Genomic DNA, 14,138 nt, shown 5'->3' on the forward strand with positions numbered 1-14,138 from the left:
TTCCGCTTTGGGACGATTGCCGAAGCTGTGTCGTTCATCGAGGGAAAGCCGGTCCCGCAGTCCCCGTCGAGGCAACCGTGCTCCCCGTTCCCGCTTGGCTACCTCGCACCCCGCCCTTCGGCACCGGATGGCGTCCACGCCCTGCTTCACCGTGGCGTACGGCCGGTCGAAGGCCATGGTGGGAATGAGGAGTGCGGCGAATGCTATCAGGTATGGCGAACACCTCGTCGAACGGCAGCACGACACGACCCTCTTATTATGCTCGGAGGTGTACGGTTTGGTCCCACCGGCTCGGCATCATCCATGGGCTCTGGTTCGTGCCACGACCATCAGCGCAAAGTGCGCGAACCACTGCCACGAGTTCGGCTCCTGCGAAGGGCTTGGCCAAAAGGGCTTCCCAGGGCTGGAACGGGTAGTCGGCGAAACTCTCAGGATTGCCGGTCACAAAAGCAGTCGGCAGTGCAGGCAGGCGCCGCTGGACCTCGTGGGCTAACATCTTGCCATCAAGGCCAGGACCGAGATTGAAGTCGGTGACAAGGAGGTTGGGGCGGCGCCGGCCCTGGTCCAGCAGCCGCAGTGCAGCCTCACCGCTTGCCGCCTCGGTGCACGCAAAACCTGCTTCTTCCAGCAGATCGCAGACGAGCATTCGGATCAGCGGTTCGTCCTCGACAATCAGCACGCACATCCGCGGTTGCCCCCCAGGACCCGACGACTTCCCCAAGCCGTTCAACTCCTGGGCGAACTTATTGCGATAACTCACAGAAATTTCTTATAACGATTCGGTGATCGACGGTTCCAGGGAGAACACAAGCCGGGAGGTGCTTGCCAGGGGTGGCGTCTTGATCAGGAGCGGCAACCCGATCAAGAGCGGAGAACATATCTACAGCCCAGGCCCAGGCGTATTATGCGTCTTCAAGCCATTCGACCCCGTGCGGCAGCCGGCGATCAGCCCTGCCTTGGCTCTGGAGCCCGGTTCATCATGTCCCGCTGGGGCACCGGTTGGAGCGCCGGAAAATCGTATTCGTCGAACACCGTCTTGGCCAGCGCGTAGGGCGGGCCATCGAACCAACTGGGAGCGACGATGCTCTGCGCCTCCAGCCCGCCGAGGATGGACACAACATCGGCAGAGTCGATCCGGATGGCAATGACGGTGCGCGTGCCGACATCCGTGCAGCGCCAAAGGCCATGTCCGGTGATAAAGACCCGGCCGACGACGAACTCATTGTGCCTCATGCCCATCTCGGGCGGTGCCTTGCGTCTATCCCGTTGCTCAGCATCACCGCATCACTGCGCCTCGACCTGCCGATACCGCGGTGGCAATCAGGCCACTCTCTCGGCGATCTCATCATCATCCTGGCCATCGCCTTCACCGCCAAGATCAACTTCCACACCGCCGGCCCTACGGCTGCGTCGTGTTTCCTGCTCCAGCCTTGCCAGCGACGACTGCGGGTCCGCGGTGACGATCGTCAGCCCGGTGGCCCTTAGATCGCGAAACAGCCCTGCCTTCATACCCGCAGGAGGTGTTTCATTCCCCGGTCCCGCGGCCTGATCAAAGTACCAAACGCGATCGGCGGCGCGGCGCAGCGAGACGAGCAGCGGCGGCTCATCGGAGGCAAGATAGACCCCAGTGCCGTCGAGCAGATGAAAATGGTGTTGCGCTGATCCCCACTGGGGCAAAGCCACACAGTTCCCGAACGCCTTTCCAATCCGCTGAAGCTCGTCACTGGTGCGCAGTAGGCGGAAGGGCGGCGGCGGGTTGAAACCCGGATCAGGCGCCTCAATGCGGCCGAGTGCGACGCGGAGCCGCCGGGTTATGGCCGGCAGTCCGGCCCCAGGAGGCAGCCGAAGGTCGCCATCGCGCAATGCACCACGGGCGCGGAGAAATGCGACAAGGCTGTCGATCCCCTCCACCAGATAGGTGTTTTCCGGAAGTGCGCTGCGCATAGCGCCCAGGGCCGGGTCCATTCGCGACAGGGCTTCGAAATGCGCGACGCGAATATCGTCAAGCGCGCCATCGAGCAGCCTGTCAGCGAAGGGGCCGCTACACACAGCGGCGAGCTTTTCGTAGAAGCGCCGTTCACGGACACGGTCCCCAGCCCGGTCCAGCGCCCGGTAAAGCCGCGCCGGACAAGCCGGTAGGGCAGCATTCAGCAGTTCGCGCGGATCGGTCTGGTTGATGATCTTGGCCACGTCGACGTCCGGCCCTGCGGCATCGGGGGCGAGATGGAGGAAGGCCGCGATTGCATGCACGGCCTCTCGTGGGGCGACGATCAGTCGAGCAATCAGGATGGGCCGGGCGCGAATAAGGGCGGCGACGCGCGGCGCCAGATCGCCAAACACCAAGAGGAGCGGGGCACGCTCATTTGGGGACTCGTTTCGATCGCCTGCCATGCGCTCGGCATATCGGAATATCCCGGGTGTGTCGCGAGGTAGCGAGAACACGCTTGAGGGAGAAGGAGCGAGAGGAACAGCAGTCTGAACCTATCCTTCCTCTGGATGGTGATGATACCGGCCTGACGCCCGCCAGGGCCTTGCAGGCGCGGCCGTCCGTCGGGAGGCAACACCATGGCGAGCAGATTGGCAGAGAAGACCTGCACCCCGTGCCGCGGCGGCGTCCCGCCGCTCACGCCTGTGGAGGCGGAAGGCTACCGTACGCAGGCGCCCGACTGGACGCTGATGGACGACGCGACCCGCATCGAGCGGCGCTACCGGTTCAAGGATTTCGGCGAGGCGTTCGCCTTCGTTGTGCGCGCTGGGGAACTGGCCGAGGCGGAGGGCCATCACCCTGACATCTCGTTTGGCTGGGGCTATGCGTCGGTCTCGCTACGGACCAAGAAGATCAAGGGACTGCACGAGAACGATTTTATCATGGCCGCCAAGCTCGACCGCCTAGCCGACGGCGCCGCCGGGGTGGAGCCGCGCCGGGAGGATTGAGGGCGAGCCGCCCCGCTCAGGTGCTTGGGCGGTTGCAACTGGGCTTGGCCATTGCCCCATGGGCAAGAGGCTTGCCCGGAGAGAGGCGATTGTGACCTGATTTTCGAGGCCCACCGGGCAGGGAGGAAGCCGATGAAAGCTGGAACCAGCGTAATCACCCTCGACGCCAAACCCGAGCCAGTCGAGATCGATTGCGGACGGTGCGCCGTTCTAGTCGTCGATATGCAGAACGACTTCGGCTCCCGTGGCGGCATGTTCGATCGGGTGGGCATCGACATCGCGCCGATAGAGCGTGTGGTCGAGCCGACGGCGCGGGTCCTGGCCGCCGCGCGCTCGGTCGGGCTGCCGATCGTCTACCTCAAGATGCAGCACAGCCCCGGCCTAGCCGACACCGGCGGGCCGGGGTCGCCGCACTCGATCAAGCATGCGCGGCTCGGGGTAGGGAAGGAAGTGCCCGCGCCGGACGGTCGGGCGAGCCGCATCCTTGTCGCCGGCACGTGGAACACCGACTTCCTGCCGCGCCTCGCGCCGCAGGCGGGCGATGTGATCGTTCCCAAGCACCGCTACAGCGGGTTCTTCCAGACCGACCTCGACAGGGTGCTGTCCGACCGGGACATCAAGCATCTGGTCGTCGCGGGTTGCACGACCAGCGTATGCGTGGAGTCGACGGTCCGGGACGCGATGTTCCGGGACTACCACTGTGTCGTGCTCGCCGACTGCACGGCGGAGCCTATCGCCAACGACCAGCCCCGGACCAACCATGAGGCTTCGCTACTGACCATCCAACTGCTGTTCGGGTGGGTGTCGGATTCCGGGCGCTTGATCGCAGCGCTGGCGAGGTAGGGGAGTGGGGGCCGGGTGGAGTCCGGCAGACCCGGTGCAGATGACGTACCCCTGGGCACGTGGCTCGGCAGCATTGGACATGCTCGTTGATCAACAGATGCGGGCCTTCCTCGACCTACTTCCACGGGAGCGGCTGGTGGTCCGAGCACTTACGCCCCTTCGGTCCCCAATCCGCCTCCGCTGCGGTCCCACGGTCGCGCTCCAAACCTCACGGTCCGTGGTCTCCATTGCCTTCGGATGACTAACTATGTGGCGTACGGACGGCCGCCTGCGGCGCTAAAGGCAGGCCAGTCGATCTCGGACAGCATCCGCTGAGCCATGGCTTCGATCTCACCGGTGGTGCAGGGCTCGGGCACGGCCTGCTTACTGGCCCGGTGCCCTGCCGCGGAGGGGGGCGCATCTGATCAAGGTACCAGCCGACTGCGTCAGCATCATTCTGGTGGTCAGAACCTAACGCTTGGTACCTGGGGTTAGAAGGTCATACGCTACCGGCGTGGGTCCTCGCGGAGGAAGGGATGAAGAGCTTTCTAGCTGTCAGTTCCCTGATCGTCCTGCTGGGAGGATGCAGTCTTATCGCCGCCTTGGACCAGATGGATCGGGAGGCAGACCAGCGGGCTTGCGATGGCTTCGGCTTCCGGCGAGGGACAGACTCCTACTCGAACTGCCTGATGCAACAGGCAGCGCAGCGCGAGGAGAAGGACCAGCGCGCCCAGCGCGCCCGCGACCGCGAGGCTTTCGAAAGGGCGCGAAAGCGATAGTCCCAACCGGCACTGCCAGGACACCAAGTGTTAGATTTCGTCCATAGGCAATCTCGCTGTGTGGCGTCACCTCGGAGGGGTGGAGCCACTGGTCTCGGCGCATAGGATCAAAGCCGATCAAAATAGCACGGCCATCGTCGATTAGGGCCGCCAACTCGGCGCCGGTCCGAATGCGGCCGGCGCCGATTACCCGACTGATGATGGTTATGGCTCCGCGGAGTAGGTCGCGTCTTTCCTATTGGACCAGCGACGAGCCCTGGCGTGGCTCGGGCCTCCATTCCATCATGTCCCGCTGGGGCACCGGTTGGAGCGCCGTAAAATCGTATTCGTCCAACATCGTCCCGGCCAGCGCGTAGGGCGGGCTGGTTGGGCAACACTTCCACCGCCACACCGATGAACGTGTCTCCGGCGGAGGACCGCCCGCCTTCCCTCAACTGGCGGCGGTGACGGTGGGTGCAGCCAGAGCGGTTTAGTGATCCCCGCCAGGAGTAGGGCTGGCACTCAGGCCACCTTGCCGTCGCGGGGACCCGTGACATCGCCGTCACGGCGGGTTGTGAATGGCATGATGGCCGATGCCTGGACCGGCCTCGCGCGGCTGAACGCTGACCTGCTCGACTTTAGGGGCGACATGGCGGGCGGTGATGGTGGATGTAGCCAGGGTGTACCCAGTGCTTCGCCCCTAGGAGGTGGATCACCTCGCGGCGCCCGCAGGGCTAGTCCGGCTAGGGCGAGGCGCCGGTCCAGGCCGGCGTAGCCCCGCAACCGTTCAGGAACGCGGTCGGTGCCACGAGCGGCACTCAGGAAGCGCGGTGACGCGTGAAGTCTTCTCGGAGAGGGGCCTGAGGCGTGCGGTCGCTGCCATACCGCCATGCAGCGTAGCGAAATCGGCCGCCTGCCGACCCGCAACCACGAGGGTGCAGGCGGTTTGGAGAGACGCCGAGATGGTGAGGCGGAGCGACGAGCCTTCGCCCGGAACCTTCAGGCGCGACTTGCCCTCCTTGGTGTCGAACTCAAAGGAGATACCCAATGCCCAAAGCCGACAGTGGCTCGAACCGCTCCAAGTCTGAGGAGCCGGGGGAAAGTGTTGATGTACTGCGCAGTCAGATTTTCGAAATCCTGCGCTCAAGCCCTCCAGGCGTCATGACCAGATACATTATTCACAGAATGGCCGGGGCGGAGGAGGGCGCCAAAATGGAGCGCGTTGTCATCCAGGCTTTGGATGCCATGAAAACTGATGGTCTGATATACAGTCAAGGGTCAGATCACGAGAGCCCAAAATGGTTTCTTTCTGAGAACTCGAAATCCGAAACCGGGCCATCATCACCTTCTGATGGCGGGATACTTGGAACAACAGGTCCTCACTAGCGCCGGCAAGAACCGAATTCGAACTGACGCCACTGCGAACTGGGCGCGGACCGCGAGGCGCAAGCTCGCGCGCTTGGCCGCGACGAATTAGTGTCGCAGACCCCAGCCCGCCGAGGCCGAGCGCTGCTGCCGTCCTCACCAGTTTCTCGGGATGCGAAGCGCCGTCGAGGAGTGAGAAGTTCGAGCGGGCGCCGAGTTTGGTGAAAGCGACACCGCCATCACTGCCACCATCCCGCCATGCTGACACCCCGATAGTCCGTTCTCACCCGGCCCGGTGCAGCGCGGCGGGGCGGCGCCTGAGGCGATGAGGTCCAACCGGCGCAGGTGCTCGGCCAGCCACTCCGCAGCGAGGTCGGCGGCGTGGTCCCATCCGCACTTGCGCGGCTTGCCCCGGGCGTCGTACCGCAGCGCATAGGCGAGCGCCGCCACGAGGTCGGCGACATCGGCCTCGTCGAGGCGCCGCGGTGTGGTGCTGGGCGGAGGCGCTTGGCCGGAATGGCGACCGCTGCGTCCGGCGACTCCCCACACTCCGGCGACGATGCGACCCCTGTGACGCGCGCCAGCAGGACCGCGCAGGCCGCCGCGACCGCCACGGCGGGATCGCGTCCCGCCACCGCCTCGCGGTCGTAGGCAGCCTGCATGGCGGCGTGGATGTCTGGCCGTAGCCAGGGCGGCGCCAGCGGGCGAATCGGGTCTAGGTCGCTCATGCGGCGGGACGCTACCGGGCAGAGTAGGAACAAATTAAGAACAATCCCTGCGAGGTGCGAAGCGCCGGGCGGTTCGTGGCTCGGTAGCCAGGACGGTGGGGGAGTGCGGCTGCCCTTCGGCACCTCCGGCCGGCCGAGGTGGCGTCCCGCGGTGTCGTACTCCCGGACCTCGCCACCGCGCCGCTTGGAGCGCCCTGTGTAGCGGCCCTGGGCGTCGTAGTGGCGGGTGGTTCGCGGCTCGTCTCGAAGCGCCCCAGGTAGCGCCCGCGCTCGTCGTAGTACCTCGTCTGCGCCTCGGCGGCGGGCGCCAAACCCAGCCCGGTCAGTCCCCCGGGCGCGCTGCGGCGCTTCCGGGCAGGGGGGTGGCTGCTGGCCGAGGTTACCTACCGGCCCGGCCTGGGCGGCTGCGGCACCGCGGAACTCTGACTGACGCCCCGGGAGGCGTTCAGCATCCAGATCACCATGCTGGCGCCGCTCGACTGGGATCGGCAGCAGGCGCTCGACGAAGCGGCCCGCGCGGCATGAGCCTCGACCTGCAACGGCTGTTCCGCCGCATTCAGCACATGGTCAAGCCCGCGCGCGTGTTCTGGTGGTGGGCAACATCGGGACGACAGGCGTCAACGTGGAGGCACAGTAGATTGAACTCACGACGCAATGCCCCAGGGGCGTGCAGACGGGCGGCGGTCGGACGGGCACGCCGACCGCCTAGCTCGCGTCAGCACCACCGCAATGGGCTAGTCCACTCGGTAGGTCGGCATCGGTCCCCCGCCGCCCTTCACCGCCACGGAGGGGATGGGCACGACGCGACCGTCTTTCAGGGTGCGGAAGTGCCCCCTCCGCCAGTGCGGCCGGGGCGACCTGCCGGTGCCGGGCGCCTTGGTCGGGACTTCCGGCAAGACGACGCGGCTGCCGTCCACCCGGCGCACTAGCGGCAGCGGCCTCAGCCCCGCGCTCTCGCGCCCCGCGTTGACCGCCCGGGAGCGCGGCGTCGGCTCCGCTTCCGGGGTTTCGACGCCGCGCATGCCGAGCTTGCAGGTCAGGCCGAACACCATCAGGGAGTGCATGTCGCACCTGTCGGCCAAGTCTTGCCGGTCAACGTGGCCATCCCGGATCGCCGCGTCGCATTCCCGATCGAAGTAGATCGTGTTTGCGTCCTCGCCGTATCCGGCGACGAACAAGGCCGGGAACAGGGTCCAACGCCGGTTAAAGGCACTGCCGACGAGGCCGCGGTGGAACATCACGACGCGGATGCCGTCCTCTTGCTCGGCGATCGAGTACAGCCATTCGATCTCCGGCGCCCTGCTGAGGTTGAAGTGGTCGCCCAGGTTGTCGTCCAAGCCACGTTGCAGGTAGATGCAGCGCGGGTAGGGCAGCATCATGCCGCCATCGTTGAGCAGGTCCACACCGGCCTGGATAAACTTGCTCTCGACGCCCGAGAAGCCGAAGTCGAACACGGGCACGAGCAGGTCAACCCAGTCGCCGCCGACCGCCCGCTGCCTCCACTCTCCATCGGCGTGCAGCACGTCCACGCGCCCCTTGCGGCACACCTCGGCGAATTCCGAGATCGTGTCGTTGGGGTTCGGCTGTGGCCACCGCGGGAGGTTTCGCGGGTCAATCGGATGAAAAGGCTTGAGTGCCACGGGGTGCTCCTCGGCGTACACGCGCCGCCGTTACCCCGCGCTCCCCGGCGCGGGATGAATTCATGCAGAATCCGAACAATCCCCACTCGCCATTTAGCCGCGCGCCCGCCACGGCGCAAGGCGTCGGCTGCACAAATACCTCCATGGACATTGCCCTCGCCTGGAACCCCCACCGCGCCGCCTTCCAGGGATACGCCGCGGCCGACCTCGCCACGCGCTCTGCCGTCGGGAGCGCCGTCATCGTCAGCCCGTTCACTGACAGGACCGCGCAGCCGCTCTTCGCGCCACCGGACGGCGACCGCAGGGGATGGTGGGCTGATGCTTACAGCGATCAGCGCGCCACCACGTTCCACACCACGCTGGTCACGCGGCGATCCCGTCGAAGTCGTCATCCTCGTCGCCCAGGTGAAGCTCGCCCATGTCGGCCGCGCGTCCGCTCCGCGCCTTATGCTCAAGCCTCGCCAGCGCCAACTGCGGGTCGGCGCTCACGATCCTCAGGCCAGCGGCGGCAAGGTCGCGCACCAGAGCGGACTGCACGCCGTCGGGTGGACGACCACCGCCTCCACGCTCGCGGCCGAGCTTGGCCGCCACGGGCTGCGCGCAGTCGAGTTTTCGGGTCGAGGCTTGATCCCCGACGAGAGCGACATGGTGAGCAGTATGAGCCTCATCGCCACCGGCCTGATGCCCATCGACAAAATGCCGGGGATGCGGAGCAATGCGACAAGTTAAACCGGTGCTAGAACCTCACCAACAAGCCCGACTATCGGCCGCCAACCATTACCTGCGCACCACGGAGTTCAGAGCGTCTCCAGGTGGCGCTTCCGGTGCCTAACGCCAGCTTTCGACGGAGCCGCCTCGACAACCACGGTGCGCGACTTCTTCCCAATGCGGGCCGTGACAACATATTGGCCTGCCTGCTCGAATGCGGTGCGGCCCTGTCTAGTAGCTTCCGCCACGGCCGCGGCATCATGGACGTGACTCGCTGCAATTTTTCGCTCTCGTTCAGCCTTCACAGCACTTGCGGCTAACTTGCACTGAGCCTCCACGAGGCGACGCGCTTCTGCCGCGACAGCCTTCACCTCCTGATTGCGCCGTTGGGTTTCGGCTCTTTGTTGCTGCGCAAGGAGGGCAGCCGCCGATTTTTTGCGCTGTATGCGATTTGCTCTTTTTAATTCTTCAGGATCAACGGCCCGCATAGACCAAGTTCCGTTGGGCTCACGCCCGTATGGGAGCGCCCGGTCTGCTGGGTCTTGCGGTGCGGCGCCCCAGGTTCGAACCCGACGCTCTTGCTCAATTCGGGACCAGCGCATCTTGGACATTCGCAGATAGTGGGTCGAACTCGAAATGAAGTCGAGCTTTCCTTTATGACTCACTATCAGCTTACTCCTAGGATCATCTGCGGTTCGGAGATGACCTAGCGGCCTTGGCCGCGGCGCCCCCGCCACAATGCTGCCGGACGCTAGCCGCCAAGTGCGGCCTCGACGGCCCGCACTCGGTGATCGTGGCCGGATAGCCGGCGGGCAGAGTTGGCCAACCCTGGCCGGGCGTGCCGGGACTGATGATCCCTGCCATGCTGGGGACGATGCGCAATCACCAAGGCGGACAACTAGCCGGGCCAGATTATGCCGCCGGCAACCCGGAAGGAGAGATTGCCTGTATTCATCGCGCGTTCGGCGGCAATCTCTAGCCGCTAGGTTCAAGTTTTCCGGCTATGCCCCCGCGTCGGGCATGCAGAGACTAAAGCCCGAGAACATCTTGGGGGCGATGCCGGAGAGGATGCGACCGACCTTTGCCAGCTACGCCGGTCATCGTTATCAGCGCCGCCGCCGTTGGTGATCCCAAGGGGATGCGACAAGGACACAATCCCGACCCGGCCGTCTAGTACTTCATTGAGGTGGTCGAACCCTCCGTGGCGGCATACCTCAGCGACATTGGCAGCGGGCGGCGAGGCTTGCTTGCAGCCGCACCGCTCTATCCCTCGTCGAAGCGCCGTCTCACGTCCGCGAAGCTCGACAGGTATGCTGCCACGCGGTCGGGATGCATTGGTCCGAGCCTCCCCGCTGGGCGCATTGCCACATAGCTGTAGTGAGCGATCCGCATGGTCTGCGGCAACGCGATCAGCGCAGCGGCCCTCAGGTAATCCACAAGACGGTCCACGCGCCCCCCCATCAGCACGACGAGGCGCGGACGCGACGCATCCAACTGCCAGCGGAGCACGGGTGCCCACGCTTCCGCTGCCCGCAAGTGGTCGCGCTCCCGACGCAGCTTCCAAGCCTCGGCATAGTCGGCTTCCTTAATGAGGTTGGTGACATAGCACCGCCAGCCGCCGCGCCGGTCCCACGGGCCGTCCTTAAAGCCGTGCTCCACCAAGGCTTGCCGGAATAGGCGGTCCCCACGGCTGACGAGCCATTGCGCCTCCGTGGTCGGCGGTCCACCTCCTGGGTCCCGGGCGCGCTGCACTTGTGAGAGGCTGGGGTTCTCAGCAACGAACCAGACACCAGAGAACGGGTCGCCCAAGCTGCTGGTCAGCCACGGATGTCTCGGCCGGTGGTCGCCAACGCCTGGATTGAGGCGGAATGCGTCGTCAATCCTGCGCGCAAGCTCGGCCTCGAAGGCGGCAGCGTTCATGGATGTGACGGCCCGCCCTGGCCGCCTACCTCAAGCGCGACTCCGCCGGACCTGCCTGGGCTCACGGCCAGTAGGCCGGTCAAATCCTCGGCGTGGCGCCGCACCTCGGGCACCCCGGAGCCGCGCATCGCCGCGAGGAGTTCGGCATAGGTGGCTGTGGCGAACTCGACCTCCGCCCCGCGAACCGCCTCCGCAAACGATGCCGCCTCCTCGGCATGCCGCCGGATGCGGTCCGGCGGCACTGGCGTGCCGTTCGGCCACGCCAAGGGCTCGGCGTGCAGGTACAGCAGGAAGGGGCGCTTGCCCGAACCCTTGGCCATCGTCCGCAGCCCGAGCGCGTGCTTCACAAGCTGCGCTGCGTCGAGGTGCAGGTAGGCCGAGGGTACGTCGCGCAGCCTGTCGCGCATCGCCAGGAACGGCGCCATGGCGCCGCCCCACACGTCGCCCCAGTACGCGTCGGAGAAGACCGGCGGCTTTCTGGGCCGGAACGGCTCGTAGCGCTTGCTCTCCACACCGACGATATGGCTGGGGGTATCGACAAGGGCGTCCAGCCAGGGATGCAGGCCGCCGCGCCAAGGAAAGCGGACGCACTTTTCCAGGCCGATCCGCGTAGGCGGCCACTCCACCTCAGCCGGGATGGAGGGCAGCTTCGGGAGGTCGGCCGGCCGGAGCAGGAAGAACCCAAAAGCGTTCGCCACGAGCGCTGCCGACGACTCGGGGCTGGCGATCTTGCCACTAGAGAACTCGTTGCCGGGCGCCTTGGCATAGGCGGCGACGACCGCCTCTGCGGGGACGGTCGGAAAAAGCGGCGGGGACGCTTGCGATCCGCCTCCGCTCCGGTTGGTCCCAGCGTGCATTCCCGATCCCGGCGTGGCGGCAAGGAGCGCCCGGTCTTGCGTCACTGAAAGGCTGCTTTGCTAGCAGTAGACCTAGCGGCGATCGCCTGCCAGTCTGGCGACAGCAGCCCCTCTTGCACGGGAACTCGGGCCGGTAGGCCAAGCAAAAGCTCGTCTATGAGATTGAGGATCATGCGCTTATCGTCCTCGTCGTCCGTGCCCCCATACTGCTTGGGGTTCCGGTTGGCGCGCGCGTCCCTCGCCCACAAGGAGGCGCCGCGTTCCTCGAGAACTACCTCGTAGATCAAGAGCCCTGTCCAGCTTCGGCGCATGAGGAGCCTGCCGCTCTCGAAGTAGATGAACCACCTGTCTTCCATCTGCCGCGGCGTGACGCCCCTCCGAATCAGGTAGCTGTCAAACTCCGAAAAGGAGCGGTCGAGTCGAATGACGGCAGTGGCCTTAGGCATCTTGTGCAGCTTCACCCCGAAACTCGCCGCCGTCGTGCCGTTCAGGACGTGGTTCTCGTCAGGGCCGAACGCCTCATTGAGATAGGTTTGCGCATCCCAGGTCTCGATGGCGAATCCGATCCCTTCGTGTTCGAGGCTCGACGGAGGGAACCTCGACCAGAACTCGGTAGCGTAATGCGCCAGCCATGGCAGATCGACTTCCCGGAAGATGGCGGTGCGCTCGCACCCGCCCGCGTCTAGGAAGGTGCCGATCAGGTAATCGGCCCGATGGAGCACGACCCGTAGGTCCAGCGTGCGGCGCTCCGCGGCGACCGGGCATAGGGCCGCGACGAACCCGAGGCGGAGGACGCCTTTCCCGCTCTTGAGCGGCGTGACTTCGGTGATGAAGGCGGGCGTGCATGGCCGAAAAGCGGAGTCGGGACGCTCACCGGGTATCGTCTGAAACGCGTACCAGCGCCTCGGATGCAGGACCAATCTGTCCCTCATGATGGAAGCATCCCGTCTTTGTTTGCGACTGTGTGTCAGGCCGCAGTGGTGTCAAGCCGGGCGGTTCGGGGTCGAGGAATTGCCCGAGGTCCAGCGTCGCGTACGCGACCTTCCAGCCCAGCCGCGCCGCGCCGTCGTTCAGGAAGCCGAAGACCCGTCGGCCCGCTTCGGTCTCGGGGTCGAGCAGCGGGTGGATCGGCGGCTCCATCAGGCGCGCTTCGATCCGGTCGCAGCCCTGCACGTCCTCGGGTTGGATGCAGGACTTGACCGACACGACCGGGTCGGCGAACCGCCAGCAGCCGCGGTCGGTGAGCGCGTCGTGCATAGCCATCGAGTAGAAGAACAACTCGGACAACGCTCCGACTTTTGCGTTCCGTCCAGCCTTCAACTCCATCAGCCAGAGCGCGCGGTTCTCACCGATGCCTATGATGTCGATCGCGCTTCTCGCCGCGGGGAAGACCCGGTTCGCCCCCGCGACCTTGCCCGCGAAGATTCCGACCGGGAACTGCCGGTCAATCCGCCGCAGCCCGAGACCGGCCATCAGGCGCAGACAGGCGGGCGAGTCGGGAGCCGTCAGCCACCGTTCTAGCGCATCTTCGCCGAGCCCACGCCAGTTGCCGGGGGCCGCGCCGTGGTTGGCTATGCGGGGCTCGCCCGCGACGGTGAACACGGCCGGTTGCCCCAGGCCGACGCGCAGCAGCGACAGCCGGTCCTCCCTGCACACGCCCACCCGATCGGGGCCGAGGAGGTGGGCGAAGCGGTGGACCCGGTAAAGGAAGCGCTGGTAGTGGCCGGGGTCGGAGTCCAGCGCCGCCGAGTCCGGCACGTCCCAATCGATCAACACGCGCCCGACGCCGCACCATGCCACCAGCACCAGAGCCCAGCCCTCGAACGCCGAGGCGTCCTCCTGCATGTTGCCCAGGACGGCCGCGCTGGAGAGGTGCAGCGTCGCGCACGAGGGGTCGCCGGAGACGCGAATGCCCTTTGGCGACGGTAGCCGGACCGGTCGGGCTTGGGGCGCGCCGCGCTTGTAAGCCCGCCTGAGGCACCGCTCGAACTCCGCGTGTTCCACTCGCCGCTGCCCCGGTGCCGACTTGCCCATCAGCCTGCTGTCGTCGGCTATGCAGCGCGGCTAAGATGTTTCGATTTTGCACGAAACGCGTGGTGTCTCCAGCACTTTCCGGCATCGCAGGCTCAGTCGGGTTTTCACGCGTCCAGCACCTCCACTCGGCTGCGCAGCGCGCTGCTCGACCACCCAAGGGAGGTGCCGGTCGGCATGATGACGGTGATGCCTCGCGGCCGGGGGCAGCATGCGCTGAGTCAGGTGAGACGCGCAGGAGAGGGGGAAGCCGGGAGACAGGAATTCCCCCCGGATGTCACTTTCCTAATTGGTATCTATAGGAGAGCGACATGTCGGGGGAATTCCTCGACGCATGCTGCCCGGGCCAGTACCAGACCGGTCCTGCCTGCGCGT

General features: G+C 65.9%; 14 protein-coding genes. 5 read left to right on the top strand and 9 right to left on the bottom strand.

What is annotated here, in order from left to right; genetic code table 11:
- Positions 1-256: 256 nt before the first annotated feature.
- The 3 genes from H7965_RS25585 to H7965_RS25595 all read right to left on the bottom strand — a co-directional run bounded on the left by H7965_RS25585 (position 257) and on the right by H7965_RS25595 (position 2,343).
- Entirely contained in the window at positions 257-679 is a 423-nt protein-coding gene (locus H7965_RS25585; protein WP_186773386.1) for a response regulator, read from the bottom strand.
- Between the two features lie 266 nt (positions 680-945).
- On the bottom strand, positions 946-1,233 hold the full coding sequence (locus tag H7965_RS25590; protein ID WP_186773387.1) for a hypothetical protein: 288 nt from the start codon (positions 1,231-1,233) through the stop codon (positions 946-948).
- Positions 1,234-1,320: 87 nt separating this feature from the next.
- Complete coding sequence (locus tag H7965_RS25595) at positions 1,321-2,343, bottom strand: hypothetical protein (RefSeq protein WP_186773388.1); 1,023 nt, start codon at positions 2,341-2,343, stop codon at positions 1,321-1,323.
- Between the two features lie 222 nt (positions 2,344-2,565).
- Here H7965_RS25595 and H7965_RS25600 point away from each other — a divergent pair, with 222 nt between their 5' ends.
- The 4 genes from H7965_RS25600 to H7965_RS25615 all read left to right on the top strand — a co-directional run bounded on the left by H7965_RS25600 (position 2,566) and on the right by H7965_RS25615 (position 5,900).
- Positions 2,566-2,934: a 4a-hydroxytetrahydrobiopterin dehydratase gene (locus H7965_RS25600; RefSeq protein ID WP_186773389.1), complete on the top strand. Its 369-nt coding sequence runs from the start codon at positions 2,566-2,568 to the stop codon at positions 2,932-2,934.
- A 132-nt stretch (positions 2,935-3,066) separates the two neighbouring features.
- Positions 3,067-3,777, top strand: coding sequence for a cysteine hydrolase (locus H7965_RS25605; protein ID WP_186773390.1), 711 nt, complete (start codon positions 3,067-3,069; stop codon positions 3,775-3,777).
- Positions 3,778-4,292: 515 nt separating this feature from the next.
- Positions 4,293-4,535 (top strand): hypothetical protein, encoded by a 243-nt coding sequence (locus H7965_RS25610; RefSeq protein ID WP_186773391.1) that lies wholly within the window; start codon positions 4,293-4,295, stop codon positions 4,533-4,535.
- Between the two features lie 1,026 nt (positions 4,536-5,561).
- A complete protein-coding gene (locus tag H7965_RS25615) occupies positions 5,562-5,900 on the top strand; it encodes a hypothetical protein (protein WP_186773392.1) in 339 nt (112 codons plus the stop codon).
- Between the two features lie 1,441 nt (positions 5,901-7,341).
- Here H7965_RS25615 and H7965_RS25620 read toward each other — a convergent pair.
- Entirely contained in the window at positions 7,342-8,247 is a 906-nt protein-coding gene (locus tag H7965_RS25620) for a hypothetical protein (RefSeq protein ID WP_186773393.1), read from the bottom strand.
- A 318-nt stretch (positions 8,248-8,565) separates the two neighbouring features.
- Here H7965_RS25620 and H7965_RS25625 point away from each other — a divergent pair, with 318 nt between their 5' ends.
- Positions 8,566-8,976, top strand: a complete 411-nt coding sequence (locus H7965_RS25625) for a hypothetical protein (RefSeq protein ID WP_222440816.1) — start codon at positions 8,566-8,568, stop codon at positions 8,974-8,976.
- A gap of 68 nt (positions 8,977-9,044) precedes the next feature.
- On the opposite strand, the gene H7965_RS25630 is transcribed toward H7965_RS25625, so the two are convergent.
- The 5 genes from H7965_RS25630 to H7965_RS25650 all read right to left on the bottom strand — a co-directional run bounded on the left by H7965_RS25630 (position 9,045) and on the right by H7965_RS25650 (position 13,736).
- Complete coding sequence (locus H7965_RS25630) at positions 9,045-9,443, bottom strand: hypothetical protein (protein ID WP_186773394.1); 399 nt, start codon at positions 9,441-9,443, stop codon at positions 9,045-9,047.
- Between the two features lie 775 nt (positions 9,444-10,218).
- Complete coding sequence (locus tag H7965_RS25635) at positions 10,219-10,875, bottom strand: uracil-DNA glycosylase family protein (RefSeq protein WP_186773395.1); 657 nt, start codon at positions 10,873-10,875, stop codon at positions 10,219-10,221.
- Complete coding sequence (locus H7965_RS25640; RefSeq protein ID WP_186773396.1) at positions 10,872-11,732, bottom strand: hypothetical protein; 861 nt, start codon at positions 11,730-11,732, stop codon at positions 10,872-10,874. Before H7965_RS25640 ends, H7965_RS25635 begins: the two co-directional genes overlap by 4 nt.
- 41 nt (positions 11,733-11,773) lie before the next feature.
- The gene (locus tag H7965_RS25645; RefSeq protein WP_186773397.1) at positions 11,774-12,664 is read right to left on the bottom strand and encodes a hypothetical protein; all 891 of its coding nucleotides are present in this window, start codon (positions 12,662-12,664) and stop codon (positions 11,774-11,776) included.
- Complete coding sequence (locus H7965_RS25650; protein WP_186773398.1) at positions 12,603-13,736, bottom strand: hypothetical protein; 1,134 nt, start codon at positions 13,734-13,736, stop codon at positions 12,603-12,605. Before H7965_RS25650 ends, H7965_RS25645 begins: the two co-directional genes overlap by 62 nt.
- Between the last annotated feature and the right edge of the window lie 402 nt (positions 13,737-14,138).

This window comes from Siccirubricoccus deserti (genome assembly GCF_014283215.1).
Taxonomy (GTDB): Bacteria; Pseudomonadota; Alphaproteobacteria; order Acetobacterales; family Acetobacteraceae; genus Siccirubricoccus; species Siccirubricoccus deserti.

Bases quoted from the DNA above. Each gene is read 5' to 3' on its own strand.
- H7965_RS25610 (WP_186773391.1), top strand. From the start codon at position 4,293: ATGAAGAGCTTTCTAGCTGTCAGTTCCCTGATCGTCCTGCTGGGAGGA.
- H7965_RS25635 (WP_186773395.1), bottom strand. From the start codon at position 10,875: ATGAACGCTGCCGCCTTCGAGGCCGAGCTTGCGCGCAGGATTGACGAC.
- H7965_RS25625 (WP_222440816.1), top strand. From the start codon at position 8,566: ATGCTTACAGCGATCAGCGCGCCACCACGTTCCACACCACGCTGGTCA.
- H7965_RS25645 (WP_186773397.1), bottom strand. From the start codon at position 12,664: ATGAGGGACAGATTGGTCCTGCATCCGAGGCGCTGGTACGCGTTTCAG.
- H7965_RS25615 (WP_186773392.1), top strand. From the start codon at position 5,562: ATGCCCAAAGCCGACAGTGGCTCGAACCGCTCCAAGTCTGAGGAGCCG.
- H7965_RS25630 (WP_186773394.1), bottom strand. From the start codon at position 9,443: ATGCGGGCCGTTGATCCTGAAGAATTAAAAAGAGCAAATCGCATACAG.
- H7965_RS25640 (WP_186773396.1), bottom strand. From the start codon at position 11,732: ATGCACGCTGGGACCAACCGGAGCGGAGGCGGATCGCAAGCGTCCCCG.
- H7965_RS25600 (WP_186773389.1), top strand. From the start codon at position 2,566: ATGGCGAGCAGATTGGCAGAGAAGACCTGCACCCCGTGCCGCGGCGGC.
- H7965_RS25590 (WP_186773387.1), bottom strand. From the start codon at position 1,233: ATGAGGCACAATGAGTTCGTCGTCGGCCGGGTCTTTATCACCGGACAT.
- H7965_RS25605 (WP_186773390.1), top strand. From the start codon at position 3,067: ATGAAAGCTGGAACCAGCGTAATCACCCTCGACGCCAAACCCGAGCCA.